This window comes from Marnyiella aurantia, from assembly GCF_014041915.1.
Taxonomy (GTDB): domain Bacteria; phylum Bacteroidota; class Bacteroidia; order Flavobacteriales; family Weeksellaceae; genus Marnyiella; species Marnyiella aurantia.
Map to the genome: position 1 here is coordinate 497,952 of NZ_CP059472.1, position 24,389 is coordinate 522,340.

A 24,389-nucleotide genomic window follows, 5' to 3' on the forward strand; every position below is an offset into this window, starting at 1 on the left:
CCGATACCCTATTTCTAAGGCTGTTTTTCTATTTTAGACAACCGCAATTGCCTGGTGCGGCATACTGTCCGTTTAATCAGGAATATGCGCAGTTCTTAGTACACCTATCAAAGGAAGAATTATGGAAAATTTTGACAGAAAAAAACACTGGGAAAACATTTACCAGACTAAGGAACTGAAAGACGTTAGCTGGTTTCAGCCAAAACCGGATACTTCACTGGATTTCTTCAAACAGTATAATGTGCCCCAAACTGCAAAAGTAATTGACATTGGCGGCGGCGACAGCCTGCTGCCCGACCATCTGCTCACGCTGGGGTATGAGGATATTACAGTACTTGATATTTCTGAGGCGGCAGTATACCGGGCAAAACAGCGGCTGGGCGAACAGGCTGATAAGGTAAAGTGGCTTGTTGCGGACGTTTCGGATTTCAATCCGACCGTGAAGTATGATTTTTGGCACGACAGGGCGGCATTTCATTTCCTGACCGACCAAGATGAAATCAATAAATATGTAAAAACAGCACACGAGAACATAAATCCCGGCGGTATCATGGTAATCGGGACATTTTCTGAACTGGGTCCCAAAAAATGCAGCGGAATAGAGATCAGGCAGTATACTGCGGAATCCCTGTCGGAAGTTTTTCATGATGGTTTTGAGAAAATCAGCTGCTTTACGGCCGATCACACGACACCGTTCGATACTGTACAGAATTTTGTCTTCTGCAGTTTTCGGAAAACCATTTAAAATCAGATGTTTAGACGACTTATTTACACCGACCAATCTCCCACTACCATGCTGATCCGTCTGATGGTGGGCGCCGTTTTCCTGTCCGAAGGTCTGCAGAAATTCCTTTTTCCCGGTGTGCGTGGTGCCGGCAGGTTTAAGAAAATCGGCCTGCCGGAGCCGGAATTCCTGGGAAATCTGGTGGGCTGACTGGAAATCCTTTGTGGATTGTTAATTTTGCTCGGGTTGCTTACAAGAATCGCTACCGTTCCGCTGATGATCATTATGGTGGTCGCTCTGACCAGCACAAAAATGGAAATCCTGGCGGACAAGGGTTTTTGGGAGATGGCGCATGCCGCCAGAACCGACTGGGCCATGCTGTTGGGCAGTATTTTTTTGTTGATGAAAGGCGCTGGACGCTGGTCCCTGGATAAAATGATAACTACGGAATGGACGACAAAAGAATACTGAGAGAAATTGCCGCCGTCTTCCTGAAACTGGGATTCATCGGTTTCGGGGGTCCCGCCGCACATATAGCGATGATGCGGGAAGAAGTAGTCACAAAAAGAAAATGGTTCTCCGAAGCACACTTCTTGGACCTCGTAGGCGCCACCAACCTCATTCCGGGGCCCAACAGCACAGAACTGGCCATACACATCGGTCACGAAAAGGGTGGTTGGAAGGGATTGCTCCTGGCCGGACTCTGCTTTATCCTGCCCGCCGTCCTGATCACAGGAATATTTGCCTGGCTCTACAAACAATACGGGCAGGTTCCGGCCGTACAGCCTTTTATCTACGGTATAAAACCCGCTATTATCGCTATTATCCTGGGTGCCGTTTTTCCATTGGCCCGCACCTCGCTCAAATCTTTGCAACTCACTATAATAGGCCTTACAGTCCTGGCCGGAGCGCTGGCAGGCATTAGCGAAATCTATCTGATGTTTGGCGCGGGATTTACTGCCCTTTTATTGGCCTGGCTGCAGGACGGCGGTAAGAAGGGCTTTCAGAGTCTGATTCCTTTGAGCTTGTTGGCGGTTCCGTCAACGACGTTTCTTTCTGCTACCAATACCAGTCTGTTCTGGATTTTCCTGAAGATAGGCGCTGTACTTTACGGCAGTGGTTACGTACTTTTTGCATTCCTGGACACTGAGCTTGTAGCTACCGGACTACTCAGCCGCCAGCAGCTTATTGATGCCATAGCTGTTGGCCAGTTTACGCCGGGACCGGTCTTTTCTTCGGTTACCTTTATCGGCTATCAGATCAATGGCCTTACCGGCGCCATTGTATCTACCCTGGCCATTTTCCTGCCGTCTTTTGTATTTGTGGCACTCATTGGTCCTGTGGTAAGATACATGCGCGGATCCCGGCTTTTCCCAGCCTTTCTGGGCGCGGTTAATGTTGCCTCAGTTGCACTTATTGCGGCGGTGTGTATAGACATGGCCGCCGAAACCATTGCCGGATGGCGCACCATTCTGATTGCCATAGTTAGCATTCTTGTGGCTTTTGGTTACCGTAAACTTAACAGCGCCTTTGTCGTATTAGGGGGTTCACTATTGGGATATCTGCTCACGTTAATATGACTGCTGCACTTTTATTCCCGGTAAAATGTAAATTAACCTGGCCAAGCTGGATTATTGCTACATTTATCTAACGCAAACCGGGATGACGAGGCTTTTTTTTGCAGGCGACGTCATTCAGAAAAACAATACGCTATGTCCTACGGAAACATTAACCTGAACGAAGAAGTCACCACATTCCTGGATCAGATGCACCATCCTTCCAGAGCTGGTATTGATCAGTTACGGAACATAATCCTGTTTGCCAGCAGATCGCTCACCGAGAACATCAAGTGGAACGGACCCAATTACAGCGTGGGTGGTGAAGACCGCATTACAATGAAAATCCAGCCTCCCACTCGACCTGTTCAGTTAATTTTTCACCGCGGTGCCAAAAAAAAGGAGCAACCTGAACAAAGACTTATCGCTCATAAAAGCAATTTACTTGACTGGAGGGAAAATGACCGCGCCATAATGACCTTTCGAAATCTGCATGAGATTGAAGATAGCCAGGCAGAACTTCTGGAAATCATTATTGAATGGATTGCGGCGGAAGAATAGAGCAACGCTTAGACAAAAATTTGATGACAAAAAATGAAAGAAAAATCACAACTATGAGTACAAATTGCCCGGCAGCACCTGCTGATAAAAAAGAGTATTTGACAGATATTGGTCAAATTCTGGTCAGAGAGTATGGCACTAAGATGTATTACAAAACCGAGGAAGTGGAAAAGGCGCATAAAAAGAGCAAGTGGTACGAAGGTCTGGATTTTTCCTGCTGGGGCATGAGCACCTTTTCGTCACATGAAGATTTTGACCGGCATCACGAAGCCACAGGCGAGCATTGCGACTATGCGGAGATGAAATCCGAGATGTTGAACGGCCTTTCTATTAGCGATGGATATCAAATATTTGAAAATATGGAAATTGACGCATCATGGTTGGATTTTGGAGAAGTGTTCGGCTTAGCCGCAGATGGTCTGGGGCAATTTGTTGCCGGCATATTCGATGGAATATAGAATAATTTTAAAAACGATTTCCCAAAAAAAATAAATTAATGTTTAAAATACCAACCATTCACGGCTACATTGACCGTCGGATTTTAGTGAACTATTCCGCGGACCCAGAAGCAGTACAAAAGATTTTACCTTATCCTTTTCGGCCAAAACCGTATAAGGACAGAGCAATTGTCGGAATCTGTTTAATCCGGCTGAAGCACATTAAACCCAAAGGGTTTTATAATTTTATGGGCGTCAACTCGGAGAATGGCGCGCATAGAATCGCTGTGGAATGGGATGACAACGGGCTCACAAAATCTGGTGTTTATATTCCACGCAGGGACACCTCACTTATACTAAATACCATTGTGGGCGGAAGGATTTTTCCAGGCGAACATCATCAGGCAAAATTCAACGTTCATGAAGTATTGCAAGATTATAATGTTGCTTTCAAAAGTTCTGATGGTACAGAGGTGTCTGTCAATGCTTCAGTAACACACTCATTCAGTGAAAAATCTATTTTCGATACTATTGAAGATGCTTCTGAATTTTTAAAAAAAGGAGAATTGGGATATTCACCTTACGGCATTAAGTTCCAGGGACTACGCCTGCACACTTACAAATGGGAAGTGCAGCCATTAAAGGTTCACAAAGTGAAATCAAGTGTTTTTGAAAACAAAGAAATATTCCCTGAAGGTTCAGTACGTTTTGATAACGCATTACTTATGACGAATATCGAGCATGAGTGGCACAGCGTGAAGGGAACTACCCGGTAGGTTTGCACTTAACTCATATAAATATGTAAAATCCGTGCGAAAAGTAAGGGCACAGATTCGCACAGATAAAAATCAGCGAAATCTGCGCCATCCGCGGGAGATAAGCAATAAAGATAGTTTATGACCGCGCAAGATTACAGCACACAGATTACACAGTTCGCACCGATAAGAATCTGCGAAATCTGCGGCATCTGCGGCATCTGCGGGGGAATAAAAGCCTTAAGATTTTTGAATCCGCGCTTGATTACATCACACAGATAACACAGATTTACACAGATAAGAATCTTCGAAATCTGCGGCATCTACGAGAACATAACAAAAAAATCCGTGAAATTCGTGAGATCCGTGCGTGAAAATATATTTAAACAGATTACACAGATTTGCACAGATAATAAATCAGCGATATCAGCGATATCAGCGGGCACTAAACAAAAACAATCTGTGAAATCCGTGAGATCCGTGCGGGAAAATATATTTAAACAGATTACACAGAAATGCACAGTTAAGAATTCGCGAAATCTATGAAATCTGCGGGATCCATAACAAAGAAGAGAACCACTTTTGTGATTCTCTTTGCTTAGTAGCGGGGACACGACTCGAACGTGCGACCTCCGGGTTATGAGCCCGACGAGCTACCTACTGCTCTACCCCGCGATATGACTGCAAATATACAACTTTTTTTCAGATTTCAAAATTAATTACGGGAATTTACATTCTCAGCTTAATTCAGTAACTTTGTATATGGCAAAAATTCTGCGAATACACCCCGACAATCCACAGGATAACGTAATAAATGAGGTAGTTACCGTGCTGAAGAACGGCGGACTCATCATCTACCCTTCCGATACGGTTTATGCGCTTGGCTGTAATATTTTTGACATCCGTGCCATGGAAAAATTGGCACAGCTGAAAAAAATAAAGCTCGAGAAGGCGCACTTTTCAATTATCTGCAACGACCTGAGCCATCTTTCCAATTTTACAAAACCAATAGACACGGCTGTTTTCCGCTTCCTGAAAAGCAAGATTCCCGGGCCCTTCACCTTTATTCTTGAGGCCAATAAAAGTCTGCCACTGGCCTATAAAGGCAATAAAACCGTCGGGATCCGCGTGCCGGACCATGCCATCACGCAGCTGATTGTGGAAAAACTGGGTCACCCTATTGCATCTACGTCAATTAAGGATGATGATGAAGTCCTGGAATATTCCACCGATCCCGAACTGATTGCTGAAAAGTATGACAGCTTTGTAGATCTGGTCATTGACAGTGGCTACGGTGATAATATGGCCTCTACGGTGGTAGACCTTACCAGCGGTGAGCCGGAACTGATCCGCCAGGGAAAAGGAGAACTGTAATTCAATCTTACAAGAAAGACATTAATGAAAATCATCACCTCACCGGCCAAGCTTATGACCGTAGAACCGGCTGTCAGTCCGCTGAAATCTACTACTCCAACATTCATTGAAGATGCCGCTAATATCCACTCCTATCTGAAGGAAAAATCACCCAAATATCTGTCAGAACTCATGGAGATTTCGCAGAAACTTGCCGATGAAAACTGGGAGCGGAACCAAAACTGGAATCCAAAACCCTCTAAAAAAGAGTCAGCGCAGGCCATTTTTGCGTTTACCGGCGAAGTATACCGGGGTCTGGATGCACGAACGATGGACAGCGATTCTCTGAAATACCTGCAGAAGAATTACAGGATTCTCTCCGGACTTTACGGTCTGCTGAAACCCTCGGATAAGATCATGCTGTACCGTCTGGAAATGGGCCGCAAGTTTGAATTTGAACATTATAAGAATCTTTATGAGTTTTGGCGTGAAAAACTGACCGAACAACTTAACAGCGAGCTGACTTCCAGAGACATCATCCTCAATCTGGCCAGTTCGGAATATGTGAAAGCTCTCGACCGCAAAAAACTCAAGGCACCGGTGATCGATTTTGATTTTTTCGAACTTAAAGACGGTAAACTGAAAACCATCGTAGTGTACACCAAACATGCGCGCGGTATGATGGTGCGCTTCTGTGCCGAAACCCGTGCAAAAACACTGAACGACGTGAAAGCTTTTAATATGGAAGGATACAGGCTTGATGATGACCTGTCCACTGCCACCAAACTTGTATTTACGCGTTGATGGGTACGCTAAAGGATATTAAATCTGATTTCCAAGAGGAGCTTTCGCAACAATATTCCGTTTCCGAAACCGAAGTTCTGTTTGAAATTTTCTCTGAAGAATGGCTGGGTCTGAACCGCCTGCAGCTGCGTGCGGCTCTGCAAAACCCTCTGGAAACTGAAACTGAGGGGAGATTTAAAGATGCCTTAGGGCAGCTGAGAGCAGGAGTACCCTACCAGCAAATTCTTGGCAAGGCCCTGTTTTATGGTTTAAACTTCGTTGTGGACAATAACGTACTAATACCACGGCCTGAAACCGAAGAACTTATGGAGATTGCTGTGGCTGAACTTCAGTTGCTTACGGAACGGAGTAATGTACGTTCTGAGATTGATAATACTTCCGGCAAGTATCAGTTAAGAATCATTGACATCGGAACCGGCAGTGGCGCCATTGCCATTACATTAAAAAAGCAGTTTCCCGAAGCGGTGGTTTATGCCGTCGATTATTCTGAAGCCGCCCTGCAAACCGCTGCAGGAAACGCTGTACTGCATGAGACGGAAATCAATTTCATCCACATGGATTACCTGAATTCTGAACTTCAGGGAAAGTTTGACCTGATTATTTCCAATCCTCCTTATATCGGGCGGGATGAAGCTGATGAAATTGCCGATTCTGTAAAAGAGTTTGAACCAAAAATGGCGCTCTTTTCACCAGTGGAAGACGCTTTGATTTTCTACCGTAAAATTGCTGCAGATTCGGCGCATCATCTGGCTGAACAGGGCATCATTCTGCTCGAAATCAACCAGAAGCTGGGCCCGGAAACCCTGGAGCTTTTTAAGGAATTTCCGTCGGCCGAGCTGCTGAAAGATTTGTCCGGAAACGACCGGTTTATCCGCGTGGTTATCTGAAATGGAGCTGGCGATACAGTCTTTCTGTTCTGTGATCACCTTATCAGATTTACATTTCATGGTTTTCAGTTAGAGAAAAGCCTGAAATTCCGACAGCTAATTTCAAAAACATTATCTTTGATATCTTTTTTAAATAAAACAGCAGTTATATAATGATTCTGATCGTCGATGATTCACCGGAAAACATAATCTCCCTAAAAAGGGTACTCGAGAAGAACGACTTTGAAGTCGACACCGCATCATCCGGGGAAGAGGCATTAAAAAAAATACTCAAGAAATCGTATGTCCTTATTATCCTGGACGTGCAGATGCCGGGCATGGACGGGTTTGAGGTGGCAGAAGCCATCTCCGGTTACAGCAGAGCCAGAGAAACTGCCATTATTTTCCTGTCGGCCGCCAGTGCCAACGTTAATCTAATCACCAAAGGCTACTCTTCCGGAGGTCTGGACTATATCAGCAAGCCGGTGGACATGAATATCCTTTTGCTGAAGGTGAAGACCTTTTACCGTATTTACGAGCAAAGCCGTGCGCTTAACCAGATGCAGGACGCTCTGCGCGAGGAAATTGAGTTCCGCAAGGAGGCTGAACGCAAAAAGGACGAGTTCATCAGCATCGCCAGCCATGAGCTCAAGACGCCTATGACCAGTATCAAAGGATATATTCAGCTGCTTGAGCGCAGTCTGGATAAGCACGACAAAGAAACCATAAGGACCAGGCTGAGGAAGGTGCAAAACCAGGTGGAAAAACTGAACCTGCTTATTGCTGACCTGCTGGACATCTCCAAAATCGAAAGCGGAAAACTTAAGTTCAACAAAAGGTATTTTGCCTTTAACGAAGTGGTAGACCATATTGTGGAGATTATGCAGCAGTCTAATCCTCACGTAAAAATCATTAAAAAAGGGAGTATAGAATGTGAGATTTTCGGAGATGAGATGCGCCTGGAACAGGTGATCGTAAACTTCATTACGAATGCCATCAAATACGCGCCTGATACAGACGAAATACACATTAACTATCATCTGGAGGATGACCGGATTTACTTTTCTGTGCGTGATTTCGGCATCGGCATGTCCGAGGAGCACCAGGAAAAGATTTTCGATAAATTTTACCGAATTGAGGAAACTTCAGAACGCTTCCAGGGGCTCGGGATAGGTCTCTATATCTGTCAGGAAATTATTGACCGCCATCATGGAACTATAGGTGTAAAAAGCACTTTGGGCGAAGGTTCCGAATTCTTCTATTATATTCCCCTGCATCCAAGCAAGGAATTAATCAACCAATATCAGCATGAGTTTTAAAAAAAATCTCCTATTCGGGCTGGGCTTTTCGCTCCTCCTGTTACTGGTGAGTTCAGCAGCGTCGTTTATAAGTATCAGAAACCTTATCGACAGTTCAGGCATGGTTCGCGAAACCAACAGGAACATTAAGGACCTGGACCATGTATTTTCACTGGTAAAAGACGCTGAAACGGGCCAGCGGGGCTATCTCCTTTCCGGCGACAGCCGTTTCCTGGAACCATATAACCGTGCCAAGGACAGGATAAACGAAGCAATCACCGCGCTTTCTGTACAGCTTACAGGATCTGCGGAGCAGAGCCGTAATATGGAGAAGCTCCGCAACAGTATTGACATCCGTATCCAAATCCTGGACCGGAACCTGAACTATAAGCGCGGTAATAATCCGGTTTCCTCTGAACAGCTGCTGGAAGGCAAGAAATATATGGACGAGATCCGGAATATGGTTTCTGTGATGCAGTCGGCGGAGCAGAATGTACTGCGGTCGCGTACCGAGAATATGGACAGGTTCGCATCCTATACTCCCCTGCTGATCATCCTTTCTGCCCTGCTGGCCATAACAATCACATTGGTGTTCTTCCGTAAGGTGAATCAGGATTTCATGGAAAAGTCCAAACTCACCCAGGAACTGGAAGATAAGAACGAGGAAACCGAAAACCGCCTGCGTGCCATTGAAAAAGTTACCGCTCAAATCTCTAACGGTGACTATGACATCCTGTCCGATGCGAATGCACAAATGAACCTTGGCAATGTAGCCGGGCCTCTTAACCGTATGGCTGCTTCTTTAAAGGATTCCTTTAATACACTTGAAGAAAAAGAATGGCTGAGCAGCGCGGTGGCTACGCTTAATGACAGGATGATGGGCGAAAAGAGCCTGGAAAGACTGGCCGCGGATATACTTGAAACCATTACCGACCACACGGGAAGCAGCGTGGGAGCACTTTATCTGCACGAAAACAATCTACTGCATCTGGCAGGAAGTTTTGCACTGGCTGATGCAGATCTGAAAAGATCAATTAAATTGGGTGAAGGAACAGCAGGTGAAGCATTCCGTTCCTCAAAAAGAATACTGGTGCAGGACATCAGTGACGAAGCTGTAACTATAAGCTATACCAGCGGTGCAGCCCGTCCGCGAAATATCGTAGCCCTGCCCGTTACACGTTACAATATCCCTCTGGGTGTTCTGGAACTGGGCAGCACTCATCAATATACCGCCCGGGAACTGGAATTCCTGGAAGCTGTGGCGGGAAATGTAGGCCTTGCCTTCTATGGCGCGCAAAGCCGCATCAAACTGCAGGAACTGCTGGAAGAAACCCAGGCTCAGTCCGAAGAACTGCAGGCACAGCATTCTGAACTGGAGAATATAAACGCCGAACTGGAAGCCCAGTCTCAGAAACTGCTGGCTTCTGAAGAGGAACTGCGTGTTCAGCAGGAAGAACTGCTGCAGAGCAATCAGGAACTGGAAGAAAGGACCGCTCTTCTTGAAGAAAAAAACCTGCTTATCGAGCAGCGTAATATAGACATTCAGCAGAAGTCCATTGAGCTGGAACAGAGCACCAAATACAAATCTGAGTTCCTGGCTAATATGTCGCACGAACTCCGGACTCCTCTTAACTCTATCCTGCTGCTCTCCAAACTGATGACCGAAAGCGACGACCTGGACGGTCAGTACGTGGAATATGCCGAGGTAATGCAAAGTTCAGGACAGGGCTTACTGACTCTTATTGACGAAATTCTGGATCTCTCCAAGATTGAATCGGGCAAGATGACGCTCGAAATTGAGGAAGTACCGCTGGCAGACATCACTTATGACATGAAGATGCTTTTCTCGCCGCTGGCTAAAGAGAAAAATCTTGAACTCATCATCGAAACTGATGAGCGGGTGGCAGAAACCCTCCAGACCGATAAATTAAGACTGGAGCAGATACTGAAAAACCTTTTGTCCAATGCCATCAAGTTTACCTCGGAGGGAAGCATTACACTCAGAGTCTTAGGCGACGCTTCCGGGAACAGCATCAGTTTTAAAGTCATAGACACCGGAATCGGGATTGCGCAGGACAAGATGCGTCTTGTATTTGAAGCCTTCCAGCAGGCCGACGGATCCACGCAGCGTAAGTACGGAGGTACCGGGCTCGGACTCTCCATCAGCCGTGAACTTGCCCGTCTGCTGGGCGGTGCGATTTCGCTGGAAAGCACAGAAGGTTCGGGAAGTGAATTTACACTGGCCGTACCTGTAGATGCCACAAAAGCCACCGCTGTTGCTGCAAGTGATGAACAGCCTGTTGCTAAAGCCACACATCCTGTGGCAGAGCAGCCCGAAAGGTATATCGCTTCCCATATTCCACAACCGATAGAAGACGACAGAGAAATCATCAACTCCGGTGATAAGGTAATCCTGATTATCGAAGATGATACGCCTTTCGCCAAAATCTTACTGGACTACGCACGAAGCAAGAACTACAAAGGTATAGTAGCCGTGCGGGGAGATGCCGGTCTGGAAATGGCACAGCTTTACCAACCTCTGGCCATCCTGCTGGATATACAGCTGCCCGTCATGGACGGCTGGCAGGTGATGGAAGCCCTGAAAGCCAATCCGGAAACCAAGCCAATTCCCGTGCACATCATGTCATCCATGAAGTTCAAGCAGGAAAGTCTGCTGCGCGGCGCCGTGGATTTCATTAACAAGCCTTTCGCACTGGAACAGATGCAGGACATCTTCCAAAAACTGGAGCAGGCGCTGAACAAAGGACCGCGGAAAGTACTGATCGTAGAGGAGAATGAGCAGCATGCCAAAGCCCTCAGCTATTTTCTTTCCGCCAATAACATCAGCACCGATATCGCCTCCAATGTGACGGACAGCATAGATGCGCTGCATAAGCGCGAAATAGACTGCGTGATCCTGGACATGGGCGTGCCGGACCGTAATGCTTATGACACTTTGGAGACCATCAAGCAAAGCCAGGGTCTGGAACAGCTGCCTATCATCGTGTTCACCGGTAAAAACCTGTCGCAGGGCGAAGAAAGCCGTATCAAGAAATACGCAGATTCCATCGTGGTGAAAACCGCCTATTCTTACCAGCGTATCCTGGATGAAGCCGGTCTTTTCCTGCATCTGGTAGAGGAGAAAAACAAAAAGAAGCATGAGGGGGCGGTAGGCTTCGTAAACTCCGGTGAACTCCGGAATATCCTGAAAGACAGAACCGTGCTGATTGCTGATGATGATGTAAGGAACATTTTCTCGCTGACCAAAGCGCTGGAAGTACACGGCATGAAGGTAATCCCAGCCATGGACGGCAAAGAAGCGCTGACGTCGCTGGAGAACAATCCGGAGATCGATGTGGTGCTCATGGACATGATGATGCCGGAAATGGACGGTTACGAAAGCATCCGCGAAATCCGGGCTACACCCAGGTATAAAAACCTGCCGGTGCTGGCCGTCACTTCAAAAGCCATGATGGGCGACCGCGAAAAGTGCATCGCTGTAGGCGCATCAGATTATATTTCAAAACCTGTAGACATTGACCAGCTTATTTCCCTCCTTAGGGTATGGCTGTACGATAAAATTTAACCATTCCCAATGAACGAAAAGAAAGAGATCCTTATCATTGACGATGACAGCAAGAACATTTTTGCCCTAAGCGCGGTGCTGAAGGCCAGGAAATACAGCTGTCTCTCCGCACTGAGTGCGAAGGAAGGACTGGCCCTCATGGATCAAAATCCCAATATCGGTGCAGTGCTAATGGATATGATGATGCCGGAAATGGATGGTTATGAGGCCATAGGCCGGATGAAAGCAGAGGAAAACCTTAAAAATATTCCGGTAATCGCCGTAACAGCGCAGGCCATGACGGGCGACCGTGAGAAATGCCTGGAGGCCGGCGCCGACGGATATATCTCGAAACCGGTAAATGTGGACGAACTTTTGCAGTTGCTTAACCAAATAATGAACTAGTGACTTCTGAACACGCTGATGAACATCTGGAAATGCTGCTTTCCGATGTGCTGGAAATTTACGGTTACGACTTTACAGGCTATTCCCGTGCTTCGCTGAAGCGGCGGATCGTGAGACTTTTTGAACTGGACAGGTTTGTAAGCTTCGCCGAATACCGGTATAAAATACGTACAGATCCTGCCTATTTCAAGCGTTTCCTGGAACAGGTAACCATCAACGTGACGGAAATGTTCCGCGATCCGGCATTTTACAGGACACTGCGCACCGAAATCCTGCCGCGTTTGGGCACCTACCCTTTCATCCGCATATGGATTGCCGGCTGCAGCACCGGTGAAGAAGCCTATTCGGTAGCCATTTTCCTTAAGGAACTGAACCTACTGAACAAATCGCTGATCTATGCCACGGACATTAACAACACGGTGCTCGAGAATGCATCGCAGGCCATGATCCCGATGAGCAAACTGCAGCTGTACACGGAAAACTATATTGCCGCCGGCGGAAGTGAGAATTTTTCAGATTATTATTCGGCAAATTACAGCCTGGGTAAGCTCGATGACGAACTGAGGTCCAAGATCATCTTCTCCAGTCACAATCTGGTCACGGACAATTCCTTTAACGAATTCCAGCTCATCCTGTGCCGCAATGTAATCATCTACTTCGACAGGCCGCTGCAGAATAAAGTCTTCCGCCTCTTCGACAACAGTCTGGAGAAATTCGGCTACCTGGCCCTGGGCACCAAGGAATCCCTGGATTTCTCGCCTACTGCCAAAAACTTTGAAAGGCTGAAAGGTGAAAAAATCTGGCGTAAAATTTCAGGCGATGACAAAATGTGAAGCACTGATCATAGGAGGCTCTGCCGGAAGCCTGGAAGTTTTGCTCAAGATGCTTCCCGGGCTCAATCCTGCACTTCCCTTCCCGGTGATCATCGTGCTGCACAGGATGCCGGGAAAAGACAGTATCCTGACCGATCTTTTGGCCGCCAAAACACAGCTTCGGGTAAAGGAGGTGGACGAAAAGGACGCACTGGAGCCGTCCACCATCTATATCGCCCCGCCCAACTATCATCTGCTCATTGAAAACAACCGTACCTTTTCGCTGGATGCCTCGGAGAAAGTGAACTTTTCGCGACCCTCGCTGGACGTAAGTTTCGAAAGCGCTGCGGATGTCTTCGGCAAAAACATGGCGGGACTTCTGCTGTCCGGCGCGAACAGTGACGGTACGGCCGGTCTGAAGATCATTGCCCAACAGGGCGGAAAAGTGCTTGTGCAGAATCCGCTCACCGCGGTGGTTAACTATATGCCTGCACACGCGCTGGAACAGATAGAAGCCGACGCCATACTAACACCGGACGAAATGCCGGGATATATTAATTCATTAACTAACTGACAGACAATAATATGGATAAGAAAGTATTTATTTTTGATGACAATGTGGAGATCCTTGAACTCTGTACCGAAATCCTGGAAGATTTGGGTTTTGAGGTAAAGACTTCGCCAACCACCAATGAGGTGGTAGAACAGGTGACTGAATTTATGCCGGACCTGATCTTTATGGATAACTGGCTGCCGGACATCAGCGGGATTGAAGCTACCAAGCTTATAAAAGGCAATGAGGACCTCAGCCACATTCCGGTGATTTATTTCTCTGCCAACAGCAACATCAGCGAACTTGCTGCACTTGCGGGTGCGGACGACTATATTGCCAAGCCGTTCGACATTGAGGCCTTTGAAAAGACGGTGCTGAAATATGCAGAAGCATAATTTCAGCGGATACTCAAACCTTTACCAAAACACAATGATGAAAAACACCTTATTTAAACTTTTTTGCGCAGCATTCGTGCTAACCACCGTGTCTTACCTTATGGACGGTGACCCGACGGAGCCGAAAATGGCTGTGAGATTTGCAGAATTCGCGGCAGTACTGGCAATATTTTATCTCATTATTTCAGTCCTGTGGTTTTCGGCCGGATTTCTGTTTAGGAAATTACGCCGGTCATAAACCGTCATATTAACACAGGCAGTCTGATTCAGGCTGCTTTTTTTTGGCTTAACAGTTACCGCTACTCGTCTTCCGCCGTTTACAGGACATTGACGGCACACTACGTAAACGCTATTATTTTATTGCTATTCGTTTTTTATTTATTGTTTTTCAATAAATAATAATTAGCTTTGACTTTACTTAAAACCATTAAATCATGTCTAAAACCGATAACATTCTGTTCATTATCCTGCAGGTTATAGCCTGGATTATCTTTGTAGGCCTCAGCATTGAGGCCGGCGGCCTTATTGTCAATTTCGTATTCAGCATCTTCAGTCCGGATATGCTGCCCAGGCTTTACAACAAACTGGACCTCACCGGAATCTTCGACCAAAGCAGCGCAACTTATTATGGTCTCTACAGTTTCATCCTGATCATTTCCCTGCTGAAGGCTGTACTTTTTTATGAGGTAATTAAGCTTACCTGGACGCTGAAACTGGATCACCCCTTCACGCTGACCGTGGCACGACAGATTTCAACCATCAGTTACTTTACCCTGTCCATCGGACTGTTGAGTTATATTGGGCGGCAGTTTGCAAAACAGGTGGAACGCAGTGGGTTCAGCACCGGAAGTCTGGATGTGTTTTGGAACGACAGCCAGGCATTTGTTCTGATGGCCGCTATCATTTATGTCATTTCTGCTATCTTCAAAAGAGGCGTTGAACTTCAGGACGAACACGACTTAACCGTTTAAGCCATGCCGATCATTGTAAACCTGGACGTCATGATGGCCAAACGCAAAATGTCGCTGAATGAACTTTCAGAGAAAGTGGAACTTACCCTCTCCAACCTTTCGATCCTTAAAACCGGCAAGGCCAAAGCCGTGCGCTTCAGCACACTGGAAGCTATCTGCAAAGCGCTGGAGTGCCAGCCCGGTGATTTGCTGGAGTTTGTAAGTGAGGATGAAAAAGCAAAACCGGATTAGATATCTTATGGTTTTTCCTTAAGGTATTCCCATATCTTCTCCTTCGGAAGCAGATCCAGCACTTTATTGATATCGATGATCTTATGTTCGTTAATGATGCTGTTTACAGCTTTTGCGGCATCAGGATAGTTTACCAGTCGCTCCAGAAGTCCGTAGACATTCACCATTTTTTTATGTGTGTTTTCAGCATCGCCGCCAAACCAGGAACCGTTGAAATGGTGACTCACATAATTCCGGGGCAGATCCTGCGAGAAATACACCGACGGATACAGTTTCACGCCGTGTTTCAGTTCCTGCAGGGTATCGCTGTAGCGGTCGGCGCCATATTCCTTTTCCAGCATTTCGGAGAAGATGTCGGTATTGATGCGCTCAAAGAAGCCCTCCTGGCGGTTGTACCAGTCCATAAAATCCTTTGAAAGCTGATGTTTTGGCTCTGCCATCCAGAAAGCGGAGTACGGCACGCCTTTCACCTCAAAACCACAAACGGCCTTCTCGTTCAGGAATTCATCCAGCGGAAGTTTCAGCTCCATATCGGTGTCCATATAGATGCCGCCATGTTCATACATCACTTTAGACCGCACATAATCTGAGGTAAAGGCCCATTTTCCCTGAGCATACGCCTCGCGCACATACTGGTTATCGTCCAGCGGCGAATTGCCGTCATTCCATTCAATAATTTCGAAATCGGGATGAATGCGCTTCCATGAAGCAATGCAGTGTTCGGCAAGTTCATGCTTAGGCTGTCCGCCAAACCAGCAGTAATGGATTTTCTTTGGAATCATGGGGTTGATTTTGGATGGGTGGGAGCAAAGAGTGGACCTAAATTAAACATATAACAGGTATCCAACACGGGAAAAGTTAATTGTTTACGATTCTTATCCACTTCTAATGATTTATTTTAACCTACTTGTAATTTCGCAGATTCTTGCCATAGAAAGTGTGGCATTTCCTTTTCGAGTTGCCAGGTGATCGACATTGGTTTGGAGCCTGTAAATTCGACGAAATTTACAGGGCCTACAAACACGTAGCCCCGTGTAAAACCATCGGCATCGGTTTTTGATTCTCGCACAAATAGAAGAATGGCCTTCTTCCTATCCTCCTGGTTAATATAAGACTTTCCTTTCTCTGAAGTATCGGCGGTCTGGTTTTGAGATTGCCAATGAAATAAGGATTCATTAATCGCATAGTCGTCATACATCGTAGTAGGCGAAAAATCTTCTTCTGACTTTTTTAAGTTCACGAAAAGGGCCTCGCATTTAAGGTCTTTGTTTTCTGCCACACCTTCACGGCTCGAACTTTTACTTTCTACTGTGCTTAATTGCATCGCCACTAAAATTTGATCTCTTGTATACCTTGAATGTAGTTTCAGTGGAAAAGGAAATGCAAAATCTTCGAGTGGGAATTCCTCATAATTAATCTGCGCTATCTTGAAGGAAATGAACTCATGAATCTCCTTTACCATGTCTTTATTGTCGCCTATTTTTCTAATTCCTTCCTCGAGGGACGTCTCTTTGGAAGCGCTTTGATAGAAGTCATAATAAAACATGGTGGCCATTAAGTTAATATTCTCAGACTTCTCCATGTTGGCGAGCTGGAAATCTTGATCAATTAATTGCAAAATGAACTGAAAATAACTTAGCGATTCCGTAGCCATAAGTTTATTGGAAAGCATTGATTTATAATTAGCGTAATTGTGTTTATCACAAGTTTTGCGTAATGCTTCTTCCACGAGTTCACTGAAGGTATAATTTTTATACACTTGTTGGAGTCGTAAATTATAAAAAGCAAGGAAGTTACTTAAAGTTAGTTCTAAATGGGTATCAAATTGAAATTTATGGATTTTCGAGATCAATTGTCGTTTGTTAATAGAGGTCGCTTTCCTTATATTTTCAAGGATAAAATCTTTCGCTTTTTTCTCTAATACAATCGAACATCCTAAAGGTAAATGAGGAAAATCCTGCTCGATTTCTTTGAGAACTGTAGTATTTGTTTTGCCTATAAGCGCACGGAATTTATTTTCGAAGTCGTATTCATCCCGTGCCTGCCCCACAAAGTCTAGTACCGTTAGTACATCTTTATCATCCGATAAGCGCAAACCTCTTCCTAATTGCTGAAGAAAGATCGTTAAACTTTCGGTGGGCCGTAGAAACAATACCGTATCAATCTGTGGAATATCGATCCCCTCATTGAAAATATCAACCGCGAAAAGATAGTTGATTTGCTTAGAAGTGAACTGATGGATAATTTCTTCCCGTTTCGATGAGTTTTCAGAAACCAAATATTCAGCATGTAATCCCGCTTCTTCAAACCTGCTTTTCATAAACTTTGCATGCTCAATACTTATGCAAAAACCAATGGCAGAAACAGAGTGAAGATCTTTCGTATAATCATTAAGGTTTTTGATGATATCACCTACCCTGATATCACTAGATGTGTACATTTGGGTAAGCTCGGTAGAATCATATTTTCCATTACTCCACTTAACGCGTGAATAATCTATGGAATCTGATATTCCAAAATACTGGAAAGGACAAAGAAGTTTGTTGTTCAGTGCATCAGGAAGGCGAATTTCGGCAGCAATCTTATTGTTAAAGTCTGGGAGAATACTTTTACCATCCATTCGTTCCGGCGTAGCAGTAAGGCCTAAAAGTATTTTAGGAGTAAAATAATTAATGACCTTCTGATAGGTCCTGGCTTGCCCATGATGCGCTTCATCCAAAATTATGTAATCGAAGTAGTCTTTCGAACTGTAAGTTGCAAAATCCAAATTACTTAAGGTTTGCACGGTGGCAAAAACAGCGTTCTTATATTTAGGCTCATAACCGTTACCGTACAGTTCACCGAAATTCTGGTCTTTTAATACATTTCTAAAGGTGTGCAGTGATTGTTTTAAGATTTCAATTCGGTGTGCAATAAATAAAAACTTTGCAGTGGGATTTTCTGCCAGAAATTTCTTGAAATCAAAGGCGGCAATCATGGTTTTACCAGTTCCTGTTGCAGCTACAATAAGATTTCTATAAGAATTATGTACGTTTCTTTCGACTTTTAGTTTTTCTAGGATTTCTGATTGATAGTGATAAGGCTTTAAATCAAAAAATCTTACAGCTTCCAGTGTCGCTTTGCCCATTTTATTATTCTGCAGCGCATCATCCAGGAGTTTTAATTTCGATTCATCATATAATTCAAACTCTGCATTGTTCCAATAAGATTCAAAAGTCTTTTGGAATTTATCAATGATGTGTGGGATCTCTTTGGTAGTTACTTTGACATTCCACTCCAATCCATCAGTCAATGCAGAACGAGAAAAGTTCGAAGATCCAATATAGCCGGTATGGAAACCGGAATTTCTGAAGAACAAATAGGCTTTTGCGTGCAAACGCTCATTTGAATTGTTATACGAAACCTTAACCTCCGTATTAGGAAGCTTACTGAGCTCATGGATGGCTTTAGCGTCGGTTGCACCCATATAAGTCGTGGTAATGATACGGAGCTTGCCTCCGTTGCTGGTAAACTCCTGGAACGCGTCACGTAGGATGACTATCGCCTTCCATTTGATAAAGGAAACCAATAAATCGATTCTATCAGAAGATCGAATTTCCTTTTTTAATTCAGCATCAAGCGACAGCCCAACGTTCCCCCCAGTGAACAGTTCGCTTTGGGTTAGCCTTGTTAATGGCATGATCTCACTTAAATGCAACTTTAAATCGGTGTACTTGGAATTTAATTTGTCAAAAACTCCCTCAAGAATCAATCCTTCAGCATAGACCAGATCATCCATAAATTGGTACTGGGAAATTTCCTGCGTCAGATACTTAAGGATGTTGTTAGTAATTTCAATTTGCTTAGCAACTAATAGGTGCTTCTTTTCGGCCTTAATTAATTTAAGCGCACTTTTAATTGCTGCTCCCAAGTGGAGCGCTAGGAAATGCACTGCTTCATCCGCATCTAATTTCTTTTGGTCTGCTACATAAAATTAATTTCTATCAATATCATTGAGACGGTTCTTTAAGGCATCAGTAATGAGGCTTTCATAAATTCCTAAATTCATCATTTGCGTTGTGAATATTTGTAATAAGCGTGAAGAAAAAAAGATCCTTCCATTTACGCCATATGTGGGTGATCGTATATCCTACAATGATAAATAAATCATTTCACAATGGAACAATTATTTCTTTAGATAGGCTTTCATTTAAAATACCTTGTTTTTCGCACAACTTTATTTTCCTCGCATGTACAAAACCCTGAAACACTTTATCCTCACGCGACAACCAACCGATGAGACAGTGCTGCAGCGCATCTGTGCTTGCTTCAGCCCGGTGAAGACGGCGCGGCGGGAGATTCTGCTGGACAGGAATGAGGTGTGCCGGCATTATTACTTTATTAATTCGGGCTCCATGCGCATCTTTACCACAGATCAGGACGGGAATGAAAGCTCGCGCTACTTCGCCTTTGAGGGAAACTTCATCACCGCGCTGCCCAGCTTTATAGACCAGCTGCCTGCAGATGAATACCTGCAGAGTATTGAGCCCTCGGATCTGCTACGCATTGGCCGCGCCGATTTCTACGAACTGGTGGCCACCGAGCCCGCTTTTGCGGCCATCTACACTGAAATCCTGGAACTGGGATTCATTAACGCACAGAAAAGAATCTACGGTTTCCAAAGTTTTGATGCCGAAGAAAAGGTAAAATGGGTGATCCGTCACCAGCCTTTGCTGCTGCAGCGCCTGTCCAACAAAATGGCGGCTACCTATCTGGGACTTTCACCCTCTACCCTGAGCCGGATTAAATCCAGACTTTAAGGAAAACGTTGACCTGGAGCAACATTTCTCCCGGTGGTGCGTATTACCTTTGCTGAAAAATACGTATGAAAATACTAACGGCTTTCTTCATCCTTTTTTTCTCCTGCAGCTTCGCACAACGCAGTGCGGAGACTCAACCGTCACCACAGGCCCGGTTGGTAAAATCCGTTGACCATCTGACTTTAGAGGCTGCGCTGGAATTGGCAAAGAACAGTACTGAAAAGGCCGCGCAACTGAATAAGCAAGTCTCCCTAGCGGTGCTGGATACCGCCGGTAACGTTATCCTGCTTATGCGCGGTGACGGTGTGGGTATTCACAATACCGAGGCCGCCCGGCGCAAGGCCTACACGGCAGTATCCACCAAAACAGCAACGCTTACCCTACTCAGGAACGCCAGAGCCAACCCTGATACAAATAACCTCAACACTCTGCCTGAACTTCTGCTACTGAGTGGCGGTGTACCCATTTGGTACCGCGGCAATGTGATAGGCAGCCTAGGTGTGGCAGGTGGTGGCAGCCCCGAAAATGACGATGCGATCGCGCGTGCCGCCGCTATTCCCGAGAAAGGAATCTTAACATCCAAATAATCCAAAAATGATCAATATGAAAAAAATGTTTTTTACTGCCATCTTTGCAGTCCTGTCGGTTTTCGCTTTCGGCCAGACCCACAGCCACCAGTTATCGAGTCACATCCTTGATGTGTCGCGCGGAACGCCCGCCAGCGGCGTAAAGATCCGCCTGGAAAAGCAGGTGGCCGGAACCTGGACTTTTGTGGATGAAAAAACCACCGATGCCAACGGACGGATTACCGATTTCCTGCCGGGAAATACATCCAACGGCATCTTTAAACTAACCTATCTGGTAAGCGATTACTTCAAAAATAACAATACAGAAAGCTTTTATCCGTTTATTGAGGTGGTTTTCCAGATCCGCGATGAGCAACACTATCATGTTCCCATTACGCTCTCGGCTTACGGTTATTCCACTTATAGAGGAAACTAAGGAAGGTAGCAGCGGTTGGGCTGCCGCTTTCTGACCGTTGAGTTTACAAACCATTTTCAACTTTAATTCATTATAATCGCGTTCACCGCCAAGTTCGGCACGGGATTCTGATGAATGCAATTATTTAAAATTATACCATATGAAATTACTAATGACAGCGGTGCTGACAGCTATTGTAACAAGCTGTACGCCTATGCAGAATACAAAAACCGAAGTTTCAAATACGGCAAATAAAACATGGGAACTTGTCTCCCTGGACGGTCAGCAGATGAATGCCACGTTACCGGTTTATATTAGCCTGGACGGAACTAATAAAGTGAGCGGTAAAACAGGCTGCAACACCCTGATTGGAAATTATTTTATCACCAACGGAACGCAGATACGATTCTCACAATTGGCAAGTTCGCGCATGATGTGTGCACCTGCTGACATGAATATTGAAAAAGATGTCCTGGAAGTACTGAGCACTGCAGACAACTTTACGCTGATTGACGGGAAACTGATGCTGAATGTGGGTAGAAGGGCACCATTGGCCGTGTTTGAGGAAATGAGCACCAATCCCGTTCTTAATAAATACTGGAAACTGACCGTACTGGACGGTAAGCCTGTGACCATGGAAGCTGCCCAGGAACGTGAGGCCCATTTTATCCTGAGAAGCAACGGCAGCCTCAGCGGTTTTGGCGGGTGCAACGGCTTCAGCGGTTCTTATGAGCTAAAAGACAACAACAGGATTTTATTCAATGAAAACATGGCCGTCACCATGAGGGCCTGCGCGGAACTTAAAATGGATGAGCGGGCTTTCCTTAATGTATTTCATAACGCGGACAGTTACACACTGAACGGAGATACCTTACACCTTAAGAAAGGCAACAGCGCGCTGGCTGTTTTTGAGGCCATCTATTTCTGAGTAACCGTGGCGTAAAAGACGTTTTCATTACATAATCACAGTACAGGCAAGCACTGTTCTCCGCATAATTTGCGGTGAATGGTGCTTTTTTTCGCCGCATCATCCTAAATATGAAATCGCCCGTACGTAATTCAATAACTTTGCTGTAAATGTTAGCTTTTGGAACAGCCCATTCAAATTTTTAATGCGAAGAATATTTTTGATTATATAGAAATCAAACATCCGTACCATCCGAAGAATCCCGCATTTTTAATTCTGAGAAAAGGCCGCGTGGTTTATAATGAAAATGTAAACCGTATTGAGCTTAGCGGAAATCATGTGGCGCTTATTGATTCGCGCCGCGTGTACGAAATCCTTGAGATCAGTCAGGACCTGGAACTTCTGCTGGTGGCTTTTTCAAGAGAGTACACTGAGAAGCTGCCGCTGAAGATCAACCGGCTGAATGCCTTTGTTTATTTCCGCAATGAACTGGTAAGACATTTTGGTCTGGAACCCGAACCCTTTGAAAGGATATGGAAAAATGCAGACCTCCTGAAGACGGTACTGGAAAGCAATGATGCATCCACGCACCGCGATGAAATCATCCGGCACCTGTTCTCTTCCACCGTTTATCAGTTTGGGGATATGATTGCACAGTCGGCACGTTTTACCAGGGACAAGATATCCAGGAAACAGGAAATTGTGCTTCAGTTCCTGAAAAATGTAGGTGACTCTTACCTGGATGAACGTGAGGTTACCTACTACGCCGAAAAACAATTTATTACTTCCCGACATCTGTCGGCGGTCCTGAAAGCAGTGACCGGACAAACTGCCGGCCAGATCATTGCCGCATTCGTGATGAAGGAGGCCAGGGCGCAGATTTCATCTACGGATAAAACACTTCAGCAAATAGCTGCTGACCTGAAGTTCAGTGATGTGTATTCCTTCGGGCACTTCTTTAAGAAACATTCCGGCGAAGGCCCCAACGTTTACAGAAAACGCTTCCGGGGATAAATCTTACTTTTGAACATTTTATTCATTCTTTCCGTCATTTTACAGCGCTGCCGGGGCCTCTACCTTTGTACTGTAAAAAATCACGGAAATTATGACCCTTAAATACAAGCTGACTCTAACAGTCCTGAGTCTGTTTTTTTCCACCGCCAACGCGCAGCTTACAGAGCGTACCCTGACTATGGAAGAAGTGGTGCAGCTGGCGCTGGAAAACCATACCCAACTTCAACTTTCGAAAGATAACATACAGATTGCCAGACAGCAGACCAGGATCGCGGAACTGCAGAAACTGCCTTCAATTAATGCCACAGCCAATGCCTTTTATCTTGGTGACGCACTGATTCTGGACAAAGACTTTTCGAAAGTAGCCACCGTCAACATGCCGCATTCCGGCAATTCGTACAGCGTGCAGGCTTCGGAACTGATCTTCAAGGGCGGACTTGTAAAGAAATCCATAGAGCTGTCTGAACTCCGCGAGCAACTGGCGGAACTGGATCATGAGAAAGATGCGCAGAACATTAAATTTCTGGTGATGTCCACCTATCTCGATATCCAGAAGATCATCAACCAAAAAAACGTTTACCTGAACAATCGGAAACTGGCCACCCAGAGGCTGGAGAATGTGAATAAATTCTACAAACAGGGCATGGTAACACGCAACGAAATCATCCGCGGTGAACTTTTGCTGAAGAACCTGGAGCAGGGAATCCTGGTACTGGACAACAGCCGCGCCGCACTCAACTATCAGCTAGCTATTGCCATCGGAATCTCACCGGACGTGCTTATAGAACCGGCAGCTTCCTTTGCTGAAGCCACTGAAGCACAGGAATTAGCGTACTTTCAGGAGTTGGCGCACCAGAACCATTCTGTGCTGAAATCGGCGCAAACGGGAATCAGCATGTCCGAAAAGAACATCGAAATCATCAGGACCGACAGGATGCCTACCATAGCGGCTTTCGGCGGCTACAGCATGGCCAGGCCTGTAACCAGCACTTTGCCGGCGCAGGATTTCTACACCAATACCTGGCAAACGGGCGTTTCCATCAGCTACAACATCGACAATCTGTATAAGACTAAAGAAAAAGAACAGCTCGGAAAGTTTCAGCTGAATCAGGCTAAAAACGTTCTCGTTCTCCAACGGCAGAATCTGGATGTACAGACCAATGCGGCCTGGCTGAAATGGCGCGAAGCTGTGCAGCAGGCAAAACTTTATAAGGAAAGTGAAGAACTGGCGAATGAAAATTATAAAATCATTGAAGCCAAATACCTGAACCAACTGGCATTGCAGGCCGATATGACCGATGCCACCAACGCCAAACTGGAAGCCGAACTCCAGTACGCGAACAGCGAAATTAATGTACAGTACCAATATTACAGCTTATTAAAAACTACCGGAACTTTATAA

The 24,389-nt window shown here is 45.4% G+C and carries 24 protein-coding genes, 1 tRNA gene and 1 pseudogene; 23 read left to right on the plus strand and 3 right to left on the minus strand.

Features of this window, described 5'->3' with window-relative positions:
• The first annotated feature begins 121 nt into the window (after positions 1-121).
• The 6 genes and pseudogenes from H1R16_RS02250 to H1R16_RS02275 all read left to right on the plus strand — a co-directional run bounded on the left by H1R16_RS02250 (position 122) and on the right by H1R16_RS02275 (position 4,054).
• Positions 122-745 (plus strand): class I SAM-dependent methyltransferase, encoded by a 624-nt coding sequence (locus H1R16_RS02250; protein WP_181885860.1) that lies wholly within the window; start codon positions 122-124, stop codon positions 743-745.
• A 48-nt stretch (positions 746-793) separates the two neighbouring features.
• Positions 794-1,195 (plus strand): annotated as a pseudogene (locus H1R16_RS02255) (DoxX family protein).
• Positions 1,174-2,304, plus strand: a complete 1,131-nt coding sequence (chrA, locus tag H1R16_RS02260; protein WP_181885859.1) for a chromate efflux transporter — start codon at positions 1,174-1,176, stop codon at positions 2,302-2,304. The pseudogene H1R16_RS02255 and the gene chrA overlap by 22 nt, the downstream one beginning before the upstream one ends.
• A 132-nt stretch (positions 2,305-2,436) precedes the next feature.
• Positions 2,437-2,841: a DUF1801 domain-containing protein gene (locus tag H1R16_RS02265; protein ID WP_181885858.1), complete on the plus strand. Its 405-nt coding sequence runs from the start codon at positions 2,437-2,439 to the stop codon at positions 2,839-2,841.
• Entirely contained in the window at positions 2,820-3,299 is a 480-nt protein-coding gene (locus tag H1R16_RS02270) for a hypothetical protein (protein ID WP_228451029.1), read from the plus strand. Before H1R16_RS02265 ends, H1R16_RS02270 begins: the two co-directional genes overlap by 22 nt.
• 38 nt (positions 3,300-3,337) lie before the next feature.
• Positions 3,338-4,054 carry a DUF2071 domain-containing protein gene (locus tag H1R16_RS02275; protein ID WP_181885857.1) on the plus strand — a complete coding sequence of 239 codons (717 nt, stop codon included), beginning with the start codon at positions 3,338-3,340 and terminating at the stop codon, positions 4,052-4,054.
• A 581-nt stretch (positions 4,055-4,635) separates the two neighbouring features.
• Here H1R16_RS02275 and H1R16_RS02280 read toward each other — a convergent pair.
• Positions 4,636-4,708 (minus strand) — tRNA-Met (locus H1R16_RS02280).
• 87 nt (positions 4,709-4,795) lie between these two features.
• Here H1R16_RS02280 and H1R16_RS02285 point away from each other — a divergent pair.
• From H1R16_RS02285 to H1R16_RS02335, 11 genes are all read left to right on the plus strand, one after another.
• Positions 4,796-5,407 (plus strand): L-threonylcarbamoyladenylate synthase, encoded by a 612-nt coding sequence (locus H1R16_RS02285; RefSeq protein WP_181885856.1) that lies wholly within the window; start codon positions 4,796-4,798, stop codon positions 5,405-5,407.
• Between the two features lie 24 nt (positions 5,408-5,431).
• The gene (gene yaaA / locus H1R16_RS02290) at positions 5,432-6,190 is read left to right on the plus strand and encodes a peroxide stress protein YaaA (RefSeq protein ID WP_181885855.1); all 759 of its coding nucleotides are present in this window, start codon (positions 5,432-5,434) and stop codon (positions 6,188-6,190) included.
• Entirely contained in the window at positions 6,190-7,077 is an 888-nt protein-coding gene (gene prmC / locus H1R16_RS02295; RefSeq protein ID WP_181885854.1) for a peptide chain release factor N(5)-glutamine methyltransferase, read from the plus strand. The genes yaaA and prmC overlap by 1 nt, the downstream gene beginning before the upstream one ends.
• A 152-nt stretch (positions 7,078-7,229) precedes the next feature.
• Positions 7,230-8,375 (plus strand): hybrid sensor histidine kinase/response regulator, encoded by a 1,146-nt coding sequence (locus H1R16_RS02300; protein WP_181885853.1) that lies wholly within the window; start codon positions 7,230-7,232, stop codon positions 8,373-8,375.
• Positions 8,365-11,940: a response regulator gene (locus tag H1R16_RS02305; protein WP_181885852.1), complete on the plus strand. Its 3,576-nt coding sequence runs from the start codon at positions 8,365-8,367 to the stop codon at positions 11,938-11,940. The genes H1R16_RS02300 and H1R16_RS02305 overlap by 11 nt, the downstream gene beginning before the upstream one ends.
• A 9-nt stretch (positions 11,941-11,949) precedes the next feature.
• Positions 11,950-12,324: a response regulator gene (locus H1R16_RS02310; protein WP_181885851.1), complete on the plus strand. Its 375-nt coding sequence runs from the start codon at positions 11,950-11,952 to the stop codon at positions 12,322-12,324.
• Complete coding sequence (locus H1R16_RS02315; protein WP_228451385.1) at positions 12,324-13,157, plus strand: CheR family methyltransferase; 834 nt, start codon at positions 12,324-12,326, stop codon at positions 13,155-13,157. The genes H1R16_RS02310 and H1R16_RS02315 overlap by 1 nt, the downstream gene beginning before the upstream one ends.
• Positions 13,144-13,710 carry a chemotaxis protein CheB gene (locus tag H1R16_RS02320; RefSeq protein ID WP_181885850.1) on the plus strand — a complete coding sequence of 189 codons (567 nt, stop codon included), beginning with the start codon at positions 13,144-13,146 and terminating at the stop codon, positions 13,708-13,710. The genes H1R16_RS02315 and H1R16_RS02320 overlap by 14 nt, the downstream gene beginning before the upstream one ends.
• 11 nt (positions 13,711-13,721) lie before the next feature.
• Positions 13,722-14,084, plus strand: coding sequence for a response regulator (locus tag H1R16_RS02325; protein ID WP_181885849.1), 363 nt, complete (start codon positions 13,722-13,724; stop codon positions 14,082-14,084).
• 434 nt (positions 14,085-14,518) lie between these two features.
• Positions 14,519-15,055: a DUF2975 domain-containing protein gene (locus tag H1R16_RS02330; protein WP_181885848.1), complete on the plus strand. Its 537-nt coding sequence runs from the start codon at positions 14,519-14,521 to the stop codon at positions 15,053-15,055.
• A 3-nt stretch (positions 15,056-15,058) separates the two neighbouring features.
• Positions 15,059-15,286 carry a helix-turn-helix domain-containing protein gene (locus tag H1R16_RS02335; RefSeq protein WP_181885847.1) on the plus strand — a complete coding sequence of 76 codons (228 nt, stop codon included), beginning with the start codon at positions 15,059-15,061 and terminating at the stop codon, positions 15,284-15,286.
• 5 nt (positions 15,287-15,291) lie between these two features.
• Here H1R16_RS02335 and H1R16_RS02340 read toward each other — a convergent pair whose 3' ends face one another.
• Both H1R16_RS02340 and H1R16_RS02345 read right to left on the minus strand, forming a co-directional pair.
• On the minus strand, positions 15,292-16,068 hold the full coding sequence (locus tag H1R16_RS02340) for a glycosyltransferase family 32 protein (protein ID WP_181885846.1): 777 nt from the start codon (positions 16,066-16,068) through the stop codon (positions 15,292-15,294).
• 116 nt (positions 16,069-16,184) lie between these two features.
• Positions 16,185-19,196: a DEAD/DEAH box helicase gene (locus tag H1R16_RS02345; RefSeq protein ID WP_228451028.1), complete on the minus strand. Its 3,012-nt coding sequence runs from the start codon at positions 19,194-19,196 to the stop codon at positions 16,185-16,187.
• Between the two features lie 319 nt (positions 19,197-19,515).
• Between H1R16_RS02345 and H1R16_RS02350 the strand changes: the two genes are divergently transcribed.
• The 6 genes from H1R16_RS02350 to H1R16_RS02375 all read left to right on the plus strand — a co-directional run bounded on the left by H1R16_RS02350 (position 19,516) and on the right by H1R16_RS02375 (position 24,389).
• Positions 19,516-20,085, plus strand: a complete 570-nt coding sequence (locus H1R16_RS02350) for a Crp/Fnr family transcriptional regulator (RefSeq protein ID WP_181885845.1) — start codon at positions 19,516-19,518, stop codon at positions 20,083-20,085.
• Positions 20,086-20,150: 65 nt separating this feature from the next.
• Positions 20,151-20,672, plus strand: coding sequence for a GlcG/HbpS family heme-binding protein (locus tag H1R16_RS02355; protein ID WP_181885844.1), 522 nt, complete (start codon positions 20,151-20,153; stop codon positions 20,670-20,672).
• 16 nt (positions 20,673-20,688) lie between these two features.
• Positions 20,689-21,087 carry a hydroxyisourate hydrolase gene (uraH, locus tag H1R16_RS02360; RefSeq protein ID WP_181885843.1) on the plus strand — a complete coding sequence of 133 codons (399 nt, stop codon included), beginning with the start codon at positions 20,689-20,691 and terminating at the stop codon, positions 21,085-21,087.
• A gap of 139 nt (positions 21,088-21,226) precedes the next feature.
• Positions 21,227-21,994, plus strand: coding sequence for an META domain-containing protein (locus tag H1R16_RS02365; RefSeq protein WP_181885842.1), 768 nt, complete (start codon positions 21,227-21,229; stop codon positions 21,992-21,994).
• A gap of 159 nt (positions 21,995-22,153) precedes the next feature.
• Entirely contained in the window at positions 22,154-22,987 is an 834-nt protein-coding gene (locus H1R16_RS02370; RefSeq protein ID WP_181885841.1) for a helix-turn-helix domain-containing protein, read from the plus strand.
• A 91-nt stretch (positions 22,988-23,078) separates the two neighbouring features.
• Entirely contained in the window at positions 23,079-24,389 is a 1,311-nt protein-coding gene (locus tag H1R16_RS02375; protein ID WP_181885840.1) for a TolC family protein, read from the plus strand.